Below are 22,057 nucleotides of genomic sequence, written 5' to 3'. Positions count from 1 at the left end.
AGCGTTATGAAAAAATTTTTTGATGGCCTGAAGAGGGCGGAAGAAGTATTGCTGGTTATCTTAATGGTAATTATGTGTGTGGTTATTTTTGTGGCAACCGTAGCCCGTTTCAGCGGATTATTTATTATACCCTGGGCAGAAGAGCTTGCCAGGTACTGTATGATATGGGTTATCTTTTTAGGGATCGGTGTGGCTGCGTGCAATGGGGAACACTTCTGCGTGGAAGCTTTGGAACTGTTTTGCAGCAAAAGGATACTGAATATTATTTATGTGGTGAATTCTGTCCTGGTTCTGGGATTCTGCGTGTTCGCCTCCTACTATGGGTTCCGGATACTGGAGTCACAGATGGCAAGCGGGCAGATCACCCCCAGTCTCAGATGGCCCATGTGGATGATGTATCTGGCAATTCCCCTGGGACTGCTCCTTATGGCAGTATGCTATGGATACCACACGTATGAAAGAGTAACCGGTAAATTAGAACTTAAAGAAGAAGAAAAGAAGGAGACGGAATAATGATTATAGGAATGTTGTTCGGAATTTTATTTGTTGTGCTGTTTCTGGGAGTTCCCATTGCTGTCTGCCTTGGAATTTCAGTGTGCGTGGCAATCGTAGCCAGCGGGAATATGAATCTTCTGCCGGCAGTTCCCCAGAGAATGTTTACACAGGCTGATAACTTTACCCTCATGGCGGTTCCTTTCTTTATCCTGGCCGGCAATATCATGGAAAAGGGCGGAATCTCTAAAAGGCTCATTGACTTTATTGAAATTTTAATGAGAAGGGTGCCGGGGCGCCTGTCCTGCATTACGGTTGCTGCCTCTGCGTTTTTCGGGGCTATCTCAGGCTCCAACCCGGCAACGGTTGCTGCCATCGGGGGGATTACGATTCCCCGTATGAAGGAAAAAGGATATCCGGATGATGTGGCGGCAGGTGTAGCTGCTTCGGCCGGTACACTTGGTGTAGTCATTCCTCCCAGTATCCCTATGGTAACCTATGCAGTAACTGCTTCGGTATCTGTCGGTACTATGTTTATCGCAGGTATTATTCCGGGACTGCTGCTGGCAGTGGTACTGATTGCCACTAATATTTTTCTTTGCCGCAGGTATGATGCTGCAGAGACGGGAAAGGTTACACTGAAAGTATTCCTCTACTCTTTTAAAGAAGCATTACTGGCGATTTTTATGCCTGTAATCATCCTGGGAGGAATCTACGGGGGATTATTTACCCCGACAGAGGCTGCCGCAGTTGCCTGTGTGTACGCATTTCTTATCAGTGTATTTGTATATAAGGAATTAAATATAAAAGATATCTATGCAATCTTTAAAAAATCAACAGTAAGCTCCGCAGTGGTACTGTTTGTGGTCAGTATGTCTGCGCCTTTCGGGTGGTTTATGACAAACCAGAATATCCCTACGTTTATTGCGTCCAGTGTACTGGGCCTGTTCACCAATAAAGTGGCTCTGCTGCTGATGATTAACGTGATTCTGCTGTTTTTGGGATGCTTCCTGGAAACCCAGGCCATTATCCTGCTGGTAACGCCCATTCTTCTGCCGATTGCAGCATCTCTGGGATTATCACCAATTGCGCTGGGTATCATCATTATTATTAATACATCTATCGGTATGATAACCCCGCCTATGGCAGTCAATCTGTTTGTTGCTTCCGGGATTGCTGACACCAGTATTGGCAAGATCAGCAAACGGATTGTTCCGTATCTCTGTGCTGAAGTAGCTGCCTTACTGGTCATGACCTTTATTCCGGGGATTATTACCTGGCTGCCCGGGGTATTTGGGGTATAAAATATAAGCATGTTTGTGCTATCCGGTTCCGGTGTACACTTCACAGGAGTATGGCCGGGACATAATCCTTTTTATAGACATCTGAAGCAATAACGGGGGAAGTATTTCCCCCGTTATTGTACTGTACGGACAGTGCTATGACCTGCGGCCAGACTTCTTTTTCAGACTATTTACATAACGTGTGGAACCGCCGATGGGATATCCCACGGTACAGACAACTCCCAGGACAAGAGTACAGTCTCCAATAAACTCATTGACATTGGAAGGCTTTGCAATTTGTTTATATTCTGAAAAAAGCAGGACCATCTGGTCATTCCTACCGCCTCCTTTTCTTTATTCATCCCTTGCATATGACTCCGGATGAGTCTGCCCCGGTGAGAGGAGGCAGACTCATCTGACTGCTTATAATGCTTCGATTTTATCCAGCAGCGCAGGGTCCACGCCTCTTGCAAGGAGGACTGCTCTCATTTTTTCCAGTACTGCAGGATCGTTATCCGGCATTTTATATTTTTCAAGAGATGCGGCAATTGCTTTATCAATGTTTATACCAAACTGATTCTTGGGATCCGAACAGGGACCGCTGACGCTGAGGAATGGATCCAGGGGTTCTTCCCTGCAGTAATCCAGAGTGTGCTCTTCGGTCAGATACTGCCCGCTCTGCCCCTGAGAGATCATAAGTTCAAGAGGGATTCTGTCTCCGTCGGATTCAATGTCTTTCAAATACCTTTTGACATAGTCAATAACCTGGAAATCAAGCATCAGTTTCTCAAAGGAGATGCAGTTGTATCCGTCCAGAATACCTGCCGCGTGTACGATAAGATTCATCTCGCTCTGGCTGCACACCATAAAGGTCAGCATGGATTCGTAACCGGCCTGGGCGTCCACAACCTTTGCATCGCTGACACTGCCGCCGCCTCTGCAGGGCAGACCGTAGTATTTGGCCAGCTTGGCGGCATATTTATAGGCAATGGCGCCTTCGGGGGAGCCGCTTGTAATCGCGCCGTTTCTGAGGTTGGAGCCTGTTGACTGGGAACCGTAGATAACCGGAGTGCCCGGACGAATCATTTCAGCCAGGGCAATGGTACATAAAACTTCTGCGTTTGTCAGCGTCATCATACCCGCCAGAGTAATCGGTGCCGTTGTTCCGGCCATATCACAGGCAGCGACAATAATGGGCTGCCCGTATTTTACAAACGTCATCAAGGTTTCTGTCATACCTTCTGCAAACTGCAGAGGGGTGTTGACATTTACTATGGTAGTAAACCTTGGGTAGGCAATCAGGTCTTCCTCAGAACCATATGCTGCCTTCGCCATCTCAAACATTGCCTCCAGCTGCTCCCGCTTGCCGGAACCGGCAAACATACACTTATCGGAATGGGTGAAGGCGGCATAGAACATCAGCAAGGTAGCATTGTCAACAGGGACATCGTCCGGCATACAGATAATGCCCCCATTCATATCAAAGTTCTGATTCATATGAAACAGTTTTGTAAACTTGACGTAATCTTCAATGGTAGCGTCGCGGGTTTTGCCGTCCTGATCAGAGATAAAAGGTGAACCATATGCAGGAGCACAGTTCACGCGATCACCTCCGATTACCATATCGTACTTGGGGTTACGGGCATAAATCTTAAAGGTGGCAGGAGCTTTCCTCACCCAGTACATCAGCTGCTCTTCGGTAAAATGAGCTACATTCCCCTCCATACGAATACCGTGTGCTTTCAAAATTTCTACAGCTTCAGGATGATGAAATTTCATGCCCGCTTTTTCTACCAGTTCCATAGTTGCCTCATGAATTCTTTGAATGTTAATTCTTTCTTTTGTCATAGCAGATCCTCCTATCATTCCTATTTGACCGATACGGAAATCGCGATTCAAATTTATGTGTAATCGCGATTATTAATTGTTATTTAGAACATATCATATGGCTTAAAAGATGTCAATATTGAAATTGAAAAAATGAATATTAATTGAAAATATTGGTGTAAACTATAAATAATTATTCAAATTTACTGTGGAAACGCATATAATAGAATAATCATGATTTATTTTGCCTGCAGGTTTAGGGAACTCAAGATGTCTTGACTATTAATTTCCTGGATCATATAATAAAGAAATGGTTTATAAAATACGTCTTACCAGAAAATAGAAAGGGATTCTATGATTTTAAAGCTTATTGGTTTCATTAGAATCATGAATGCATGAATGAGAAATGAAGCAAGATGTAAAGAAACAATATATTGAGTGTGTATATAAACTTCTGCAGACCGAAGGAGTGTCCGGGGTGAGCATACGCAGAGTGGCAAATGAAGTTGGCTGCAACAGCGCAACGCTGTATCGGTACTTTAATGATTTGGAACACCTGATTTGTATTGCGTCCGTGAAATACCTGGAGCCGTATATAGAGGATATCAAAAATTATTCCAGCACTATTATCAATCCGGTGGAACTGAATCTGAAATTGTGGGAGCGTTTTTCCTTCTATGCATTTCATAATGCAGACATTTTTGAGACAATATTTTTCGGTTCATACAGTACAAACCTTATGGAACTCATGTATGAATATTATGAAATATACGCATCTAATTTTTCCGGATTAGACGGTTTTGCGGTTAGTTTTATCTTTAACAGTGATATCTTTGAGAGAGACTATATGTTCTACCGCCGTGCTGCAAATATGGGGTACTTGTCCCCGGACGCTTCCCGTCTGCTTGCGCAGACCGGTGTCTATATGTTTCACGGGCTGCTGATTGAGTGCAGAAAGAACGATTACTCTATGGAGGAGCTGGACTGCAAAGCCTCTGAGTTTATATCCAATCTGACTACGATTGTTAATAAATTTTTGCTGAAGTAATCCCTGGGGGCCTCTGCAGGAGGATTGGGAATGTTAAAAAGATTTGATTATCAAAAATTTCGCATTCCTTCCCCTTTTTTCTTGAGTAATATACATCCTTCGTGTATAATGAAAGAAAAAAGGAGTGATAATGTGGAGAGTTACAGCACACTAAATGAACTTTTCGTGAATATGTTCCATGAGATTATGGATATTGAAGAAAAAGCACTTATTACTTCTGAGTTCGGTAATATTTCCAATAATGATATGCATATTATAGAAGCAATCGGCGTCGGGGAACCAAGAAATATGTCGTCAGTGGCCAAGACGCTGTCTGTTACTGTGGGGACACTGACTATTGCCATAAACAGCCTGGTGAAAAAGGGATATGTAAACAGAGTGCGCAGCGAGGAAGACCGCAGGGTGGTTCTGATTTCCCTGTCAGACATTGGGAGGAAGGCGTATGAACATCACAGGAGATTTCATGAGGATATGATCCGTGCAACCCTGGAAGGACTCTCAGAAGAGGAAGCAAAGATTCTGACAGGTGCGCTGAAGAATTTGATGAAGTTTTTTCAGAGGTATCAATAGAGAAGGAAAAGACAGCGCTGCGATGCGGGCCATTGGCCGGCGAAGCAGCGCTGATTTTTTTATAACATTTCAGCCTTCAGATACTTTTTAAGAACCGGAAATTGTGAAGGTCCAAGCTTCAGAATTTCCTCATGGAATTCTTTCAGGTTAAAACTGTCCCCCAGAGAAGTCTGCATCTCAGTTTTCAGATCCAAAAAGTTCAGGTACCCTACGTAGTATTTCAGATAGTTTGCCGGGTTTTCTACGATATACTGGAAGATCTCAGAGGCTATCTCTTCGCTGGCTATGCCGAACTCCTGAAGGTACTCTTTTACCGTGTCAACGGTCCATCCCCGATAGTGAATCCCCATATCCATAATAGAATACAGACACAGGTTGACGGAACGGTTCAGCCATAGGAGACGGGTAACAGCCGGATCTGCGTCTGCATAGCCGTAGGCGTAGGACTCTACGTAAGTGGCCCATCCTTCCACATAACCGGAGTTACTCAGCAGGTAACGGATATTGGAGGGATCCTGCTGGACGAAGTAGAGGGTCTGATACAGATGGCCGGGGAACCCCTCGTGAGCCAGCGTGGTGAAGAGCTCCAGGGATGAGGATGGCGTACCGTTATTAATATAGATAACATTGGGGGACTGCGTATCCACCGGTGGTGTAAGGTAGAAGGCTGGACTCAGAAATTCCTCCAGAGAAGGATGGACGTATTTAATCTCATAGGAAGTATCGGCGGCCTTGGGGAAGTCTGTCTGGATCTTCTTTTCCAGGGACTCCAGCATTTCTTTGGGGACATCCGTTGTGGGGACATCTGCGGCAACGTTAGAGGAAGATGCCTCCAGCTCAGTGGCCTGGGTAATGAGATCCGGGTGGGCTGTGATAAGCTGCTGCATCTCCTGGTAGTCTGCGAGAAGCTGTTTGTAAAGGCGCTGTTCTATCTCTTCCAGGGAGGAGAAATCCCCTACATCCTTCCGGATGAGATAGGTATAATACTCCACACCATTGGGATAACCTGCCAGCCCATTGGGGTTCTTTCCCGTACCCTTCAGGGCGGTCAGTCCCTTCACCAGATTTTGGTAGGCAGGGAATACCTGAGTATCCATCACCTTTTGATGGGCTTCTATGTACCGGTCAATGTCCTGCGGGGAGGGTTGGTATGACGCTTCCGCAGAAGCACCTGAGGCCATATTCTCCAACTTTTCCCGGAACATGGCTGTGAGATAATTGGAGGAGGCAGATTCCACAAAGGCATTGCATTGTTCCGCAATCCGGTCCACCGTGGTATCACTCATAAAAAGGCCTTGTTCAGATTTTTCCTGCTCAAATACCACGATTTCTTCGAAGTATTTGGGAATGGATGTCAGGAGGTTCAGATAATCCGCAATATCCTGTTCGGTGCGGAAGGTATATTCCGCCAGAAGTACGGGGAGCTGTGCCTGAATACCCAGGCTGGGACTTAAGACTTCTGTGAGCATATAATTATCCCCCAGGGACAGCTGAGTAGAAAAATCCTGCTCCAGAATATCGTAGGTCATCTGATTCTCTTCTGAGAGTTTTTCATAGTCATAGGAATGCAGTTTTGTCTGATAGTTTTCAATCGCCGTATAGCTGGCGGGTATGGCCTCTGAACGCAGGCTCCCCAGTGAAATGGGATAGTCAGTGATGCCGTAGGAAGAAGGGTTTGCCAGGGTATAGTGGAGGTTCAGAGTATTAGAGCTGACCTCTTCCTGGAAAAGCTGATCGGTGAATTTTTGAAACTTTTTATTTTCTGTAGGAAATACGTCTTTTTTGATTCCGGCGGCAGTCAGACACCCGGCAGACAGCAGCAGGACAGTAAGGATAGGAAGAAGACGTTTGCGAAGTAAGGATTTGTCCATAGAAAGGCTCCTTAAAAGAGGAAAAGGATTCTTTATCATTTTATGAGCGGATAGTCAAGGTATGAATATTTTCCAGATCTGGTGGAAAGAATTATTTGGAAAAGATGAGGGAGTGTGTTACAATCTCCATAGGATGAGACTGCTAAAGGAGGTTGCCTATGAAAAAACGGGCATGGCTCTGTCTGCTGGCGGTTACAGTGTTGCTGGCAGGCTGTAACGACAAAGCAAAGGATAAAACTGAGGAGGAAAGCACATCTTCGAGTCAGATAGAGGAAGAACCCCTGGAGGAGAAAGACCCTAACGGGGAGATAGAATTGCCCGGGAAGCTGTCGGATTTTGCGTTTGCCATAGACGGAGAGGCGTATTCCCTCCCTATGTCTGTAGAGGCTTTGAATTCCATGGGATGGATTTACGACGGAGATGATACCAAGAGCATGGATTCAGAATCCTTTTTGGAGGGAAGCACCATTAAGAGGGGAAAAGTAACCCTGACGGCAGATATTGTGAATCTGGAGGGCGAAGCCCTTCCCATAGCCAGCTGTCAAATGGGAGGAATTACCCTTGATCTCAGGGAGAATAAGGACATGCAGGTAACCCTTCCCGGAGAGATTGTTATGGGGAAATCTTCTCTGGATGATGTTCTGGAAGCTTACGGGGAGGCTGCGGATCAGTACGAAGAAAAGGATACCATTTTTTTAACCTATGAATATGGTATTTATAAGAAAGCAGATTTGCTGTTTGATGCGCAGGAAGAGATTCTGTATAAGATAGAAATGAAGAATTTCCGAAATCCCTCCAGTGAAAAGGGATCCGGGCAGGTGAGCCGGGAACCCCCAAAAGAGGTTTTAGGTTATACAAGGCCGGAAGGGCTTCAGGAGGATATCTCTGCATTTGCGCTGGAATACGGGGGATTTTACTACAGAATTCCTGCCCCTGTGGCTGAGTTTCTGAAAAACGGCTGGAGTCTTCTGGAGGAGGGATCTGATAAAAGTGTGGAGGCAGGAAAGCACGGGTACGTGGCCCTGGAAAAAGACGGGCAGAGACTTTACGGAGTAGTAACTAATTACAGTGATGTTCCTGTTATTATAGAGAATAGTTTTGTTACGTCTGTCCATGGAGACTTTGAAGTGACCAAGGTGCCTATTAAGGTTTATAAGGGTATCACCCTGGGAATGGATGAGGAGAATGTCAAAGCTTTGCTGGACGGCGTGGAATATGTAACAAAAGAAGAGGACGGAGTCCTGAATTATTATTACTATGCGGATGAGGAGCAGCTGGATTATCTGAAGATCAGCATAGACCAAAGCCTGGGGCTTGTGCGGGAGATAGAGGTTAACAACAATCCCGATGTGCTGCCTCAGAATGAAGGGGAGCAGGATGAAGGGGAGGATTCGGTGGATGCCACGGCAATGTATACACCCGAGGAGCCGCCCCTGGAAGATAATGTGCCTGCCAGTACCCTGCCCGATGACAGTGATGAGAAAGGAGAATCAGAATGAGTAAAATCTATGATATGGTAATTATCGGTTCCGGCCCGGCCGGACTGAGTGCGGCGATCTACGCTGCAAGGGCCAAGCTGAATGCGATTATACTGGAACAGAACTTTGTGAGCGGAGGCCAGGTTGTGAACACGTATGAGGTAGATAACTATCCCGGACTTCCTGGGATGAACGGCTTTGATATGGGGGCCAGCTTCCGGGAACACGCCGAAAAGCTGGGCGCGCAGTTTATTACGGAGAAGGTTCAGGAGGTAGTGCCGGAGACGGAGGATGAGTCGGAGATGCATGTTGCAGAGGACGGCCCTGCAGTTGAGCTTAAAAAGGTTATCACAGACAAAAATGAATATAAGACAAGAACTATTGTGATTGCCACAGGCGCCCGTCACAGTAAGCTGGGAATCCCCGGGGAAGAAGAATTTTCCGGTATGGGAGTATCCTACTGCGCTACCTGCGACGGAGCCTTTTTCAAGGACAAAACAACCGCGGTAATAGGCGGCGGGGATGTGGCTGTGGAAGATGCAATATTTTTGGCCAGGATCTGCAAAAAGGTTTATCTTATACACCGCAGACATGAGCTGAGAGCTGCAAAGATCCTTCAGGAGAGACTCTTTTCTTTGGATAACGTGGAGATTGTGTGGGATCATGTGGCTAAGGAAATCAAAGGGGAAGGCCAGGTAAATACGCTGGCGGTGGAAAATGTGAAGGACAATTCCAGAACGGATCTGGCTGTGGACGGCGTGTTTATTGCTGTGGGTATAAAACCAAATTCAGAACTGTTCCAGGGGATAGTGGATACAGATGAAAAGGGATATATCATTGCGGGCGAAGACTGCAAAACTAGTGTGGACGGTATCTTCGCGGCAGGGGATATCCGAACGAAGATGCTGCGGCAGATTATTACGGCGGCTGCTGACGGGGCGAATTCCGTGACAGCTTCTCAGAACTACCTTTTGGGAATGTAATACTGATAGGCGGCAGTGACCGCGGGGGTATACGGTATCCTGCAATGGATACCGTATACCCCCGCGTTTTTTTCTGCCGGCACAGAGCAGGAATTTGTCTGATAAGCAAATATTAAGTAAAAATAAACAGATATTAAATATTTGACATAAAAACCTCCGCGTGATAGAATAAAAATGTAATAAGTCGTAACAAGTTTGTAACATATTCAAGAGACACCAGGGAAAGACTTATACATAAAAATTTAGAAGGTTATATTTGGAGGGTAATATGAGGAACAAAATTGCAAAAGTAACAGTGTGTGCGCTCACTGGACTGACAGTACTCGCAGGTTCTCAGGTGAATGCATATGCACTGCCTACGGAGTCTGCACTTGCGGGAATCAGTCTACCTTTAGAGAAAACCTATGAAGCAGTAGGGAGTATGGCAGCTGCCAATGTGGAGGATTATGTTAACATCAGAAGCGGGGCATCTGAGGAGAGCGAAGTGGTGGGGAAACTCTACCGCGGGGCAGTGGCAGCGATTACAGGACTGGAAGGGGAGTGGTATCAGGTATCATCCGGTTCTGTAGAGGGATACATAAAGCGGGAGTATTTGATATATGGAGAAGAGGCAGAGCCTGCCATCAGGGAAGCCTGGACAAGCACAGCTACAGTGAATACAGAGGTTCTCCATGTCCGGGCGGACAATACTATGGATGCGGAAATTCTCGGTGCTTTGCAGGAAGGGGAGCAGATTCCGGTAATAGAATCCTTGCAGGGATGGGAAAAGATTTCCTATGGGGAGCAGGAGGGATATATTTCACAGGAATATGTAAGCCTGGAAAGCGGCTATGAGACGGCGGAGTCCATAGAAGAGGAGCAGGCCCGGCTGGCAGAAGAGGCAGCCAGGCAGGAGGCCAAGATCCGCCAGGAGATGGTAACGTACTCTAAACAGTTTTTGGGCAATCCGTATGTCTGGGGCGGGACAAGCCTTACCAACGGCACGGACTGTTCAGGATTTGTGCAGTCCCTGTATGCACATTTCGGATATGCCATTCCTCGGGACTCCAGGTCGCAGGCCGCAGGCGCCGCAGGGATTACCCAGGAGGAAATGCAGCCAGGGGATTTGCTGTTTTACAGCAGGGGAGGTTCTATTAACCATGTAGCTATGTATATTGGGGACGGACAGATCATCCATGCAAGCAACCCCAAAACAGGGATTAAGATTTCTCCCTATGATTACAGGCAGCCTGTAAAAGTAGTGAGTTACATCTGAGAAGCCGAACAACATTACGGTACGGCGGGCAGCAAAAAAGGAATAAGGCGGAGTATATGATATAAAAGGAGGCAGCCATCTGCGAGGGAGTGCAGATGGCTGCTTTTACATTGAAGACAAATATTAGATAAATACGCAGTGCGTATTAAGGGCTTAAACAGGCGGCGTGAAAGAGCCGCCGTCCAGGACGGTCACAGTTATAGATACTGCCTTGCCGCCATTCATTTCCACGGTAAGAATGGAACCTACAGAGATGTCATCCAGGGAACCCTCAGAGGTTTCTCCTCTGGTGTCCAGAACAATAGACACGGAATCATCTGCAGCAATGGTGGTTTCCTCACCCGTAAGTTCCAGCCCGCCCGGCAGACCGTTCCCGCTGTCCGGGGGAGTGCCGCCGTCCTCACCGCCCGGAGGGGTACCGCCATTCTCCGCATCCGGGGGAGTGTCGCCGTCTTCACCGCCCGGAGGGGTACCGCCATTCTCTGTATCCGGGGGAGTGCCGCCGTCTTCACCATCCGGAGGAGCTTCCCAGGTTCCGCCGTCATCTTCCTTGTTGGCAGGAGGCTGCATCTTTTCATTCTCCGAACGCTCTCCGAGGGCCAGCGTGATGGTGCCATCTTCAATTGCCGTTACCTGTCCCAGGATACTTTCACTCTCCTGAGATGTATCTTTGGCTGAATCACCGGAACTATCCGACTGACAGCCCACAACAAGAAAAGCTGCTGCAGTAAGACATAAGATTCCGGTAAGTATACGCTTCTTCATAAATCATATCATCCCTTTCCGCCGGAGCTTCTTTGTCAGTCCGGCTAACATGGTTATCATAAGTGCTGTTCCTTAAATTACTCTGAAAAAGATCAGAAGATCCACAAGTGAATACCTGAAAATCCGACGCATAATTTTCAGAAAATTCACGTTTGTAAAAAATGCACAAAGTTTGTCGAACTATGTAAAAACCCCACCTTTTCATCAACATTTTATCCATAAAGTTATCCACATGGTAAAAAGTTGGTAATGGCTATAAAATGGAGTTGTACACAAAGTTATCCACATCGTCCACAAAAATGAGGTTAAAGTAGAGTGTTTTACATAAAAAAATAAAGAACAAAGGTTTTGTGAAGTTCTTATAAATCGCATTAATTCGAAAAAAAACCACCCAAATCCCTTGACTTTTCCAATGTCAAATATCAGTCAAAGGCCGTCGAAACTGAGCGACACAACCAAACAACTTAACAAATTGTGTAAAAATTTAGGTTTACCATAACCTAAACATTATGGTAAACCTAATAAAAAACCATCGGTCTCCTCCCTACTAAACAACTAAATACTAAGGTTAGGAAAGTCTTTCAGTCGATCAGTTCCAGCCAACAAAGTTTATCCCAAGAAAAAATGGGGGCAGGGGTGGCAGCAGCGGGCGTCCGGCAGACGAGGTCAAGCGGAGACGAGCCGAAGATCCACGGCCAGTGAACACTTAGCCGCGAAGGCTTTCCTGAGCTGCTTAGTGATCACTAGACCGTTAGCTGAGGTGAGCGCAGCCTCGAGTCCTGCCGGACGCCCGCTGCTGCCACCCCTGCCCCCATTTTTTCTTGAACAAAACAAAAGAGACCTGATCTCAAAGACCAGGTCCCCTGACTCATCCTTTCCCCTGCATCCTCTTTATCACCTTCAGCCGGGTAAATTCCTCACGTTCCTTTTCCTCCAAAGCATTCTGAATATCCTTGCTCAGCGCTTCAAATTTAGGAATCGTAATATTTTTCAACGCGTTAGCGCGCTTCTGTGTTTTTTTGATATTGACAGCCAGCCGGTAAGCGGCGTTCTCGACCATAGAGAGCCGGATGGTCAGCTCCTTCACCCTCTCAAAGGCAGCCTTGGCCTCGTCCAGCACAGACTTTGTGCCATAGTAGGCATAGGTGGGAACGGAAGAGCCTTTATCGTACTCTACAAGAGGTATCTCCGTACCCATAACACTTCTGGTTTTAATCCGGATGGAGGTCTCCACCGGGACGGAGAAGGATATCTGCGCCACCATATTAATGCCCAGCACCATATTGGCGCTCTGAAGGGCAGCATAGGCGGTACGGAACGTCACATCAATCTGCGACTGAATATCTTTTGCCTGGTCAATCAGGCCCATCAGTTCACGGATGAGAATGTTCCGTTTTTTATCCATGAGTTCAAAGCCCTGTCTGGAGAGAGCAAGGGAGTTTTTTGCCAATATAAGGTTTCCTTTGGTAGGAAATGTATTCGGATCCATAAAATCCCTCCCTTAATTATACTTCCGCCTTAACTTCCGTGGGTTTATAGTACTTATCAAGAATCTTAGTATCAATACGGTCCAGCTCTTCTTTTGGCAGCATGCCAAGAAGCTCCCACCCTTTTTCCAGAGTATCAATAATTGTGCGGTTCTCCAGAGGTCCCTGCCCTACAAACTCATGCTCAAAAGCATTGCCGAACAGAAGGTATTTTTTATCCAGCGGAGACAATTCGTCTTCACCGATAACCGATGCCAGGGCTCTTGCGTCTCCCACCTTTGCATAACAGGAAAACAGCTGGTTGGCAACATCCTGGTGATCCGCCCGGGTGTATCCTTCACCGATTCCATCCTTCATCAGACGGGACAGGGAGGGAAGTACATTGATGGGGGGATAGATGGCCTGGCCGTGCAGCTGCCGGTCAAGTACAATCTGACCTTCCGTAATATAACCTGTAAGGTCAGGGATAGGGTGGGTAATGTCATCGTTAGGCATGGTCAGAATAGGGATCTGCGTAACAGACCCTTTCCCTCCCTTCACAATGCCTGCCCTTTCATATAAGGTTGCCAGCTCACTGTACAAATAGCCGGGGTAGCCCTTTCTGGAAGGGATCTCGCCCTTTGAGGAGGAAACCTCACGCATAGCCTCTGCAAAGGATGTAATATCAGTGAGAATAACCAGGATATGCATTCCTCTCTCAAAGGCCAAATACTCGGCAGCTGTCAAAGCAACCTTAGGTGTAATTAACCGCTCCACTACAGGATCATTGGCCAGATTCAGATACATAACAACGTGATCAGATACACCGCTTTCCTCAAAGGTCCGGCGGAAAAATTCTGCCACATCGTACTTAACCCCCATAGCGGCAAATACAATAGCGAACTGTTCGTCAGTGTCATCCCCCAGGGAGGCCTGCTGCACGATCTGAGCCGCCAGCTGATCGTGGGGAAGTCCGTTTCCTGAAAATATGGGGAGCTTCTGCCCGCGGATTAAAGTAGTGAGTCCGTCTATGGCCGAGATACCTGTGCGGATATAGTTTCTGGGATACTCTCTGGTCACCGGGTTTAACGGAAGCCCGTTTACATTAACCTTAGTATCAGAGATGATAGGTCCCAGCCCGTCGATGGGCTGGCCGATCCCGTTAAAGGTACGCCCCAGGATATCAGAAGAAAGATTGATTTCCATAGGGTGGCCGGTCAATTTTGTATGGGTATTGATGAGGGACATACTCTCCGTTCCCTCAAACACCTGAATTACTGCTTTATCTTCGTATATTTCAACAATACGCCCCAGCTTTCTGGTGCCGTCATCCATGCGAAACTCTACCATTTCATCAAAGAATGCGCCTTTTACATCTTCCAGAACAACAAGGGGGCCGTTTACTTCGCTTAGTCCTAAATATTCAATTGCCATATTCATTACCCTCCTTTACGCATTCTTTTGCAAAACTTTATCGTAGAACTCGTCGATAGCCTTTTTATAGTCCTCAAACATTTCAGGCTTATCATTGGGAACATCATATTTGATTGCGATTATTCTTTCAAAAATATTATCCTCTTTCAGGATGGACATAGGCATTCCCATAGCAATGAGTACTTTTGATTTCTTATAGAGATATAAAATAACTTCCATCATAAGAAACTGCTTGCTCATTGGAACACAGGTATCTTCCGGGTGAAAAGCATTCTGCTGCAGGAATCCCAGGCGTACCACCCTTGCAATCTCCAGCGTCAGCTTCTGATCATCCGGCAGTACGTCGCTTCCGATTAACTTTACGATCTCCATAAGACTGCTCTCCTGATTCAGGATAGCCAGTAACTGGTTTCTGTAGTCTACAAACCTGGGTGAGACCTCATCCTTGTACCAGGGTGCCAGATCATTGAGATATTCGCTGTAGCTGGTTAACCAATGAATGGCCGGGAAATGTCTTGCATAGGCCAGGGACTTATCCAGGCCCCAGAAGCAGCGGACAAACCGTTTGGTATTTTGGGTGACAGGCTCTGAAAAGTCGCCTCCCTGGGGAGATACCGCACCGATGATAGACACTGAACCCTCGGTGCCGTTCAGGTTCTGCATCATACCTGCTCTTTCGTAGAAGGCGGAGAGGCGTGATGCCAGATAGGCAGGGAACCCTTCCTCTGCGGGCATCTCCTCAAGACGCCCGGATAATTCACGGAGCGCCTCTGCCCAGCGGGAAGTGGAGTCAGCCATAATGGCCACATCATATCCCATATCCCGGTAATACTCAGCCAGGGTAAGCCCTGTGTAAATGGATGCCTCACGGGCGGCTACCGGCATATTGGAGGTATTGGCGATGAGTGTGGTTCGATCCATCAGAAGATTGCCTGTTTTGGGATCCTGAAGTTCACCGAATTCTTCGAGCACCTGGGTCATCTCATTTCCGCGCTCTCCGCATCCGATGTATACGATAATATCTGCATCTGACCATTTGGCGATCTGATGCTGGGTCATGGTTTTTCCGGTTCCGAAACCACCCGGCACGGCTGCGGTTCCCCCTTTGGCAATGGGAAATAAAGTATCCAGGATACGCTGGCCGGTGATCAGTGGCTTGCTGGCCGGGTAACGCTTATCTGTGGGTCTGGCAATTCGGATGGGCCACTTTTGTGCCAGTCTGACCTCCACCTCAGATCCGTCATGCCTCTGTACGGTTACAATAGGATCATTAATGGTATACTGTCCGTCTTCTGCTGTCTTTATAATTCTTCCTCTCAGATAGGGAGGAATCATAGATTTGTGTACAATGGATTTAGTTTCCGGTACCTCGGCAATTATGGTGCCTCCGCTTACCTCGTCTCCCACGGAGACTGTAATGTGCACATCCCATTTTTTATGGGGATCCAGAGAGTCTACCTGCATTCCCCGGGAAATATATTTGCCCGATTCTTTTGCAATTTCACTTAAAGGTCTCTGGATACCGTCAAAAATATTATTTAAGATGCCAGGTCCCAGAAGGACGGACACTGCGTCCCCGGTTGCGGTTACCGTTTCTCCGGGCCGCAGACCGGAGGTTTCCTCATAGACCTGTACGGTTGTTGTGTCTTTGGTCAGGCCGATAACCTCGCCTACCAGATGCTCTTCTCCGACATAAACCATCTCTGACATTTTAAAACCGGTGTTGCCTTTCAGGTAAATGACAGGGCCGTTGATGCCGTAGATAATTCCTGTTTTATTCATAAGAAAGCCCTCCGTCAAATGTAAATTCCGCCTTTTCCGCCTCTACCAGGGCAGAGAAGGTATTGTCAATGATGATATTTTTGGATGGGATCACAGCCTTGAGACCTCCGAAAAAAGTCTCGGAGGAGATCTCAACCTGCTGGTTCGTCTGGGCAACCAGAGTAGGCATCAGAGAAGCATCATTGGAGGAGATATAGATTGTCATCTCATCCCCGTCTGCAAACTCCAGGGCCTCGTTGATTTTCTTGCATAAGTATCTGGGGTAATCAGGAGTACTCATAAATTCTTCCAGTCGGTTTTTAACCTCAGAGATTATGGAGTCTCTCAGTTCCAGCTGTTTTTTAGCCAGACGGCGTTTGATATTCAGCTGCTCTACGGAGAGAGCTTTGTTAATCTGCCGTTTTGCATTATCTGTTTCAGCCTTTAGCTCCATCTGGGACTGGCGGATTTTGTCCTGTTTATGTTCCTCTAACAGCTTCATTAAAGCTTTTTTATAATTTTCAATTTCCTGTGCGGCTTCGGCCTTGGCACTTTCTACGGAAACATCATAGAAATGTTGTAATTTTTCGTCCGTTGTCAATTCTTTCACCTTCTTTTCTGAGAACGCACAGCGTTCATAGATTTACTTATAACTTCAGGCCTATTGCCTCATTGACATATGATGTGATAAAGTCCGGAGCACGGCCTGTACCGTGACGGTCCGGTATTTCAATGATAAGTGGAAGCTTGTGATTGAGCTTTACATCATCAATAATTTCAGGAAATTCCCTTCCGAATCTTTCTGTCAGAAGAATGATCCCGATTTCTTTATCGGCGAGGGTCGTCTCCAGAGCCTTCCGCAGTTCTTCTTTTTCGTGAACTACGGTGCCTTCCACTCCAGCTAGTCGCATACCGGTGTAAGTATCTACATTATCACTGATAAGATACATCTTCATAATTGAATTACAGCCTTCCTAAGATCATGAAAGATATAATCAGACCGTAGAGGCAGACACCTTCTGCCAGTCCTACGAAGATAAGTGATTTACCAAGTACACTCTGATCTTCGCTGATTGCACCGAGAGCAGCACTTGCAGCACTAGCAACTGCAATACCGCCGCCGATACAGGATAATCCGGTAACTAAAGCAGCAGCCATATAACCAAGACCTGTGGAGAGGCCTGCACCGGAGTCACCGGCAGCAGCAAGTGCCGGGCTGGTTCCTGTGAACATGGTCACTACGGCAATTAGCAGGGTTCCGAAGAAGAAAAATACATTGATGCCGAGAGAGGTTTTATAACGCCCTCTGTTCTTTTCACCGATCAGGTATGCTCCGAATGGAACGATGATGCTGAGTACTAATGCTGTTACTAATAAGATTTGAATTACTGTTGTCATAATGTGACCTCCTATTTTTAAAGTTAATATTTATTTATTTCGCAGCTTTTGTTTTTTTGCTGCGATATAAAAACGGGATGAATTCCTTGCCTGTGCCCTTATAGAAACGGCTGAATAATTCATAATATTCAAGACGAAGTACCTGAATACCAACAATCAGACCCTCCATACCGCAGACAATGATATTGCCTATTACTACAACAATCCAGTTAGGACTGCCGGCTTCGGCGCCTGCCAGCATGAGGACAACTTCCATCATAGCGGCGTGGCTTACTGCAAATGCTCCGATACGCACAAAGGAAAGGGTATTGGAGAAGTAGCTGAGAAGAACCTCAAAAAGCTCGAAGAAGGACTGAGCGATAAACATACCCTTTTCCTCCGGAAAAATCTTACTTTTCTTTTCTACCAGCTTGGTTAAAGGCTCTTTCATTGCAATGACCAACAAAGGGACAACAAACATTATTACCAGGACAATGGCCCCCGGCAGCTTATTCCCTGTCAGGAATAACCCTATGGTAAGTATAATGGCGGCGTAAAACACAAGACCTGCCACCGCGTTGGTGTCAAACCAGATGTTCTCTGTATCTTTGGCTTTAATACCGTTTATAATATGGAAGATCATGGTCACCACTACCAGAAACATACCAAAGGCTATAGCTACCACGAAAACGGTATTCAGATTCCCGATAAGAGGAAGCTGGGTCATGCTTTTCACCGGGCGTAGCCAGACTGCAGGGATTAGATCTTCAAAACCAAAGACGCTTCCGAACATAAATCCGAAAAAGGTTGAGAAGATTCCGGCAGTGCCTATAATGGCAGCCAGGTTCAATTTTTTGAATTTGTAAAGCAGAAAGCCTCCGGCTACAAGGCAGAGGCCCTGGCCGGCATCCCCGAACATGGCGCCGAAGATAAAGGCATAGGTAACAGCTACAAATATAGTCGGATCAATTTCATTGTATGCCGGCAGTCCGTACATCCTTACAAACATCTCGAAAGGACGGAACGGCTTTGGATTCTTAAGCTTTGTAGGGGGCTGGCAGTGGATATTGTTCTGATCGTCTTCAATAATACAGAAGAGATTCATATCATTCTCAATTTCCTTCTGGAACGCCTCCGCATTATTTTCAGCCATCCACCCGCACAGGATATAAAAGGTATCCAGATCCGCGGCAGTACAGGCGGCTACCTTGCGGACGTCAAAGTTAGTAGAGAGAGCAGCCAGGCGATCCTGTGCGGAAATCAGGCGGATTGCTTCTTTTTGAAGAACCTGGGTAATTTCCATCTTGCAGGACTGGATCTCTTTTTTTATCTCCTGATATTTCTCATCCAGTGCATTGTAAGCCTGAGAGGGAGTACCCTGATATTGATCAGGGATAAATACCTTTTCAAAGTGCATGGAAGAGAATACCGCATCTACTTTGGCAATGGTGGTCCGGGGAGCAAAGTACACGCCCCATACGTACTCATCATCTGAATGGCAGGGATAAAACACTGCATCCAGGTTTTCATAAACATAATTTTCAAAATTCGAATAGAATTCTTTTCCGATCTTTCCAAACCGGGACTGTACAAAGTTGAAGTGAATCACCGAAGAAATATCACAGGGGAGTTCCTGGAAGGGTTCAATCCTCTCCATGGAGGCCTCCAGAGCACTCCGTTTTTCTTCCAGCGCAGCCCTTTTGCTGTTCAGGCCGCTTAGTTTTTCTTCCATATCCTGTACCAGCTTAATGGCATCTTCAACGCTGATGTCATCAATTGGAATATCGTCTGTATTACCTAAAAGCTCGGTGAATCCAGTCGCCTTATTCAGTGCTTCCCTGTAGGGATTTATCTGTATATAAGGGGTGAGATGCTGTACCTGGGTTAGCTGAGCCAGGGCATTCTCAAGATGGATTTCATATTTGGCCAGGTATTTATTTACCACTCGGTCAATGTCTTCCTTAGGGCCGGTAATACTTAAAAACTTCATTTTTACAATCACGTGCATTACCTCCAGGGTTTTTTAGTTTTTCATTATGTGTTCCATGGTTTCCTGAGGGGGAACACCATACCTTACACATTCCACAGCAGTAGTTAGCCGGTCTACCTCATGTTCTTTGTGATACAGGTATGAATAGATGATAGCCACAGAGTGGGGATTCCTGCGGGCTTCCACTTCCAAAATGGAGCGGAGCACATAATTGTACCCATTTTCCAGATTCTCAGGTGTCATATCATCTAAGGTTCTTCCATAGTATGTCTGCGCCAGCAGCTTGCCGAATTCGTCCATATCATTTGCCTCTACCAGGGCCGTAATCTCTTCTTTGTGAAGTTTGAACCGCACTGGGATCAGCAGTGCATAGATTTCGGCATGTGACATTTGATAATACTTTTTGGACCTGTAAATCCACGAGAGATTCAGCATGTCGAATTTGCGGCCGTACGCCTGAGTCATTTCTTTTAAATCCACGCTTTTAAACAGCTTATCCTTCACCTTCCAGATCTGTGCAAAATAGTACTGATCCAGGGCCATTCCATAGTCGAACAGCAGCGGCTGTTCTTTTGGGGAGTTCAGTATGCGGCTTAAGGGGGCATAATACTCAGTGTCCTTTAAGTTATTAATGAATTCTTCGATGGTGCCGGAAGCAGTGAGCTTGGAAATGTTCAGCTGTGAATGGCGGTCAAAAAATTCCTTAAAGATTGACAGGTCTAATGTTGCCTCCCTGTGATCAAAAATCTTACGAAGACAATCTTTCATAATTGAGATCTCATAGCGTTTAAAGTAAAGTGCCAGAAAGGTTCTCTGCTTTGGATTAGAAAAATGATAAATCCTTGTAAAGTTCTGGTAGATGGTATGGGTCAGCAGGTGTTCGATTTCCCCCCGGTGAAGTGTGTTCTCGTCAAGATCAGCCCACAGTTTTTCAAATCCCGGCTGCTTCTTAAGGTAGGCCACTACCTGGGGAACGCTGGTCATCTGTGAGATCTCCTGGAACTGGGGGATGTCTATCAGACGGCGCTGCATAGCCCGAATCTTAGTGGATAACCCACTGTAGGATAATAAGCTTCCCATAATATCACATCCTTAATAGTTTATTGAATATTTCCTTGGAGATATCCTCATGGTTTTCCTCGAAAAATTCATCCAGCTTTTTCACCAGGGTGTCTGTACGCATCTTTAACCCTGCAAGTTCGGATTCCTTTTTCTCTTCCAGCTTCTTTCTAATGTTTTCCAATTCTTTCTGTGTCTGGGAATCGATTTGCGCATCATAGGCCTTTTGCTTTTCTTCCATCTCCGCTGCAAGGGCCTTCTTCTGGATGTTAACGTCTTCCATAATCTTCGACGCAGTAGATTCTATCTCGGATAATTTATTAATCACGTTTTCCATCTTTCTCCTCCTTCTTACATTTCTGCTAGACAATATAGTTACACTTGGCTGCCAGTTTTCTTCTTTTCTATATCATACACCTTTTTTTGAAAAAGGGAAGAGTCTTTATATAAAATTAATGTATTTTAATGATAAATATCGTAAGTGTTAACGTAAGAGGTAAATTATGCTGATTCTGTGGGCTAACCCTCGAAATTTGGCAGATTCGCTGCCGGAAATGCTTAAATTTGGTCTAAAATATACATTTCAGCTTCCCTAAACAGAAGATATATTGTACTATTAGGGTGTGCAAAAAACGTAGAAAGGGCAAAACGATAAATTTAACCCTCTCTCAGGGAGCGTTAAGATTTCGTAAATGTTTTTAAGAAGCTATGAGATTAAGAAATATTCCAGCTGCAAAAGATGAGATATCCAACAGTCCGTATGTGGTACATGGTGAAAAGGAGTATAAAGGCCGATGGATGAATGTATTCGGCAACAGCAACCCTATCGCCCTTGAGGTAGGAATGGGAAAAGGCCGCTTTATCATGGATATGGCAGAACTTTATCCCGACTGGAACTTTGTGGGGATAGAGATGTATGACAGCGTTCTGCTTCGGGCCCTTCAGAAAATGGATGATAAGAACGCAAAGGGCTGTGTTCCGGGAAACCTCAGGTTCCTGCGCATGGATGCCAGGGAACTTCCGGAGGTATTTGCAAAGGATGAGGTTGCTAAAATTTACCTCAATTTTTCCGATCCCTGGCCCAAAGAACGCCACGCCAAACGCAGACTGACATCCCGCCAGTTTCTGGACCGGTATGTTAAGATATTATGCCCCGATGGGCTTGTAGAATTCAAGACAGATAATGGGCCCCTGTTTGAATTTTCGTTGGAGGAGATTCAGGCGTCGGGATGGGAATTAATGACTTGTACGTATGATCTTCATCATGATAGGAAACTGGCTGAGGGCAACATTATGACGGAGTATGAAGAAAAGTTTTCAGGAATGGGAAATCCTATACACAAGCTGATCGCCAGACCCTGAACGTGATTTTAGAATAAAATTTACATTTAAGGGAAT

The 22,057-nt window shown here is 46.0% G+C and carries 21 protein-coding genes; 8 read left to right on the top strand and 13 right to left on the bottom strand.

What is annotated here, in order from left to right; all coding sequences use genetic code 11:
- Window positions 1-6: 6 nt before the first annotated feature.
- Window positions 7-513, top strand: a complete 507-nt coding sequence (locus ACGHCT_RS21110) for a TRAP transporter small permease (protein ID WP_390437431.1) — start codon at window positions 7-9, stop codon at window positions 511-513.
- Window positions 513-1,796 (top strand): TRAP transporter large permease, encoded by a 1,284-nt coding sequence (locus ACGHCT_RS21105; RefSeq protein ID WP_154256733.1) that lies wholly within the window; start codon window positions 513-515, stop codon window positions 1,794-1,796. Before ACGHCT_RS21110 ends, ACGHCT_RS21105 begins: the two co-directional genes overlap by 1 nt.
- A gap of 135 nt (window positions 1,797-1,931) precedes the next feature.
- Here the strand turns inward: ACGHCT_RS21105 and ACGHCT_RS21100 are convergent, their stop codons facing one another.
- Window positions 1,932-2,102, bottom strand: coding sequence for a hypothetical protein (locus ACGHCT_RS21100; RefSeq protein WP_390437430.1), 171 nt, complete (start codon window positions 2,100-2,102; stop codon window positions 1,932-1,934).
- 96 nt (window positions 2,103-2,198) lie between these two features.
- Window positions 2,199-3,623: a trimethylamine methyltransferase family protein gene (locus ACGHCT_RS21095; protein ID WP_173015504.1), complete on the bottom strand. Its 1,425-nt coding sequence runs from the start codon at window positions 3,621-3,623 to the stop codon at window positions 2,199-2,201.
- A gap of 385 nt (window positions 3,624-4,008) precedes the next feature.
- Here ACGHCT_RS21095 and ACGHCT_RS21090 point away from each other — a divergent pair, with 385 nt between their 5' ends.
- Window positions 4,009-4,650, top strand: coding sequence for a TetR/AcrR family transcriptional regulator (locus ACGHCT_RS21090; RefSeq protein ID WP_154256727.1), 642 nt, complete (start codon window positions 4,009-4,011; stop codon window positions 4,648-4,650).
- A 108-nt stretch (window positions 4,651-4,758) separates the two neighbouring features.
- Complete coding sequence (locus tag ACGHCT_RS21085) at window positions 4,759-5,220, top strand: MarR family winged helix-turn-helix transcriptional regulator (RefSeq protein WP_154256725.1); 462 nt, start codon at window positions 4,759-4,761, stop codon at window positions 5,218-5,220.
- 59 nt (window positions 5,221-5,279) lie between these two features.
- Here the strand turns inward: ACGHCT_RS21085 and ACGHCT_RS21080 are convergent, their stop codons facing one another.
- Window positions 5,280-7,091, bottom strand: a complete 1,812-nt coding sequence (locus tag ACGHCT_RS21080) for a DUF885 domain-containing protein (protein WP_154256723.1) — start codon at window positions 7,089-7,091, stop codon at window positions 5,280-5,282.
- Window positions 7,092-7,249: 158 nt separating this feature from the next.
- Here ACGHCT_RS21080 and ACGHCT_RS21075 point away from each other — a divergent pair, with 158 nt between their 5' ends.
- From ACGHCT_RS21075 to ACGHCT_RS21065, 3 genes are all read left to right on the top strand, one after another.
- Window positions 7,250-8,590 (top strand): hypothetical protein, encoded by a 1,341-nt coding sequence (locus tag ACGHCT_RS21075; protein ID WP_154256721.1) that lies wholly within the window; start codon window positions 7,250-7,252, stop codon window positions 8,588-8,590.
- The gene (trxB, locus tag ACGHCT_RS21070; protein ID WP_154256719.1) at window positions 8,587-9,552 is read left to right on the top strand and encodes a thioredoxin-disulfide reductase; all 966 of its coding nucleotides are present in this window, start codon (window positions 8,587-8,589) and stop codon (window positions 9,550-9,552) included. The genes ACGHCT_RS21075 and trxB overlap by 4 nt, the downstream gene beginning before the upstream one ends.
- Before the next feature lie 268 nt (window positions 9,553-9,820).
- Window positions 9,821-10,807, top strand: coding sequence for a C40 family peptidase (locus ACGHCT_RS21065; RefSeq protein WP_154256717.1), 987 nt, complete (start codon window positions 9,821-9,823; stop codon window positions 10,805-10,807).
- Between the two features lie 153 nt (window positions 10,808-10,960).
- On the opposite strand, the gene ACGHCT_RS21060 is transcribed toward ACGHCT_RS21065, so the two are convergent.
- The 10 genes from ACGHCT_RS21060 to ACGHCT_RS21015 all read right to left on the bottom strand — a co-directional run bounded on the left by ACGHCT_RS21060 (window position 10,961) and on the right by ACGHCT_RS21015 (window position 20,996).
- A complete protein-coding gene (locus tag ACGHCT_RS21060; protein WP_390437429.1) occupies window positions 10,961-11,572 on the bottom strand; it encodes a hypothetical protein in 612 nt (203 codons plus the stop codon).
- An 868-nt stretch (window positions 11,573-12,440) separates the two neighbouring features.
- Window positions 12,441-13,061, bottom strand: a complete 621-nt coding sequence (locus ACGHCT_RS21055) for a V-type ATP synthase subunit D (protein WP_154256715.1) — start codon at window positions 13,059-13,061, stop codon at window positions 12,441-12,443.
- Window positions 13,062-13,077: 16 nt separating this feature from the next.
- Window positions 13,078-14,472 (bottom strand): V-type ATP synthase subunit B, encoded by a 1,395-nt coding sequence (locus tag ACGHCT_RS21050; protein ID WP_154256714.1) that lies wholly within the window; start codon window positions 14,470-14,472, stop codon window positions 13,078-13,080.
- A 15-nt stretch (window positions 14,473-14,487) separates the two neighbouring features.
- A complete protein-coding gene (locus ACGHCT_RS21045) occupies window positions 14,488-16,254 on the bottom strand; it encodes a V-type ATP synthase subunit A (protein ID WP_154256713.1) in 1,767 nt (588 codons plus the stop codon).
- Window positions 16,247-16,843: a V-type ATP synthase subunit E gene (locus tag ACGHCT_RS21040; protein WP_256281143.1), complete on the bottom strand. Its 597-nt coding sequence runs from the start codon at window positions 16,841-16,843 to the stop codon at window positions 16,247-16,249. Before ACGHCT_RS21040 ends, ACGHCT_RS21045 begins: the two co-directional genes overlap by 8 nt.
- A gap of 37 nt (window positions 16,844-16,880) precedes the next feature.
- Window positions 16,881-17,189 carry a V-type ATP synthase subunit F gene (locus tag ACGHCT_RS21035; protein WP_154256711.1) on the bottom strand — a complete coding sequence of 103 codons (309 nt, stop codon included), beginning with the start codon at window positions 17,187-17,189 and terminating at the stop codon, window positions 16,881-16,883.
- Between the two features lie 7 nt (window positions 17,190-17,196).
- On the bottom strand, window positions 17,197-17,631 hold the full coding sequence (locus ACGHCT_RS21030; protein ID WP_154256710.1) for an ATP synthase subunit C: 435 nt from the start codon (window positions 17,629-17,631) through the stop codon (window positions 17,197-17,199).
- 34 nt (window positions 17,632-17,665) lie between these two features.
- Window positions 17,666-19,612: a V-type ATP synthase subunit I gene (locus ACGHCT_RS21025; RefSeq protein WP_390437428.1), complete on the bottom strand. Its 1,947-nt coding sequence runs from the start codon at window positions 19,610-19,612 to the stop codon at window positions 17,666-17,668.
- A 21-nt stretch (window positions 19,613-19,633) separates the two neighbouring features.
- Window positions 19,634-20,680 carry a V0D/AC39 family V-type ATPase subunit gene (locus ACGHCT_RS21020; protein ID WP_390437427.1) on the bottom strand — a complete coding sequence of 349 codons (1,047 nt, stop codon included), beginning with the start codon at window positions 20,678-20,680 and terminating at the stop codon, window positions 19,634-19,636.
- Between the two features lie 4 nt (window positions 20,681-20,684).
- Window positions 20,685-20,996, bottom strand: coding sequence for a hypothetical protein (locus tag ACGHCT_RS21015; RefSeq protein WP_072850620.1), 312 nt, complete (start codon window positions 20,994-20,996; stop codon window positions 20,685-20,687).
- Between the two features lie 371 nt (window positions 20,997-21,367).
- Here ACGHCT_RS21015 and trmB point away from each other — a divergent pair, with 371 nt between their 5' ends.
- Complete coding sequence (gene trmB / locus ACGHCT_RS21010; protein ID WP_390437425.1) at window positions 21,368-22,021, top strand: tRNA (guanosine(46)-N7)-methyltransferase TrmB; 654 nt, start codon at window positions 21,368-21,370, stop codon at window positions 22,019-22,021.
- Window positions 22,022-22,057 lie beyond the last annotated feature (36 nt).

The organism is Lactonifactor longoviformis, assembly GCF_042848515.1.
Classification (GTDB): domain Bacteria; phylum Bacillota; class Clostridia; order Lachnospirales; family Lachnospiraceae; genus Lactonifactor; species Lactonifactor longoviformis.
The sequence above is the reverse complement of the archived record's forward strand: the minus strand, read 5'-3'. Positions and strand labels throughout refer to the sequence as shown.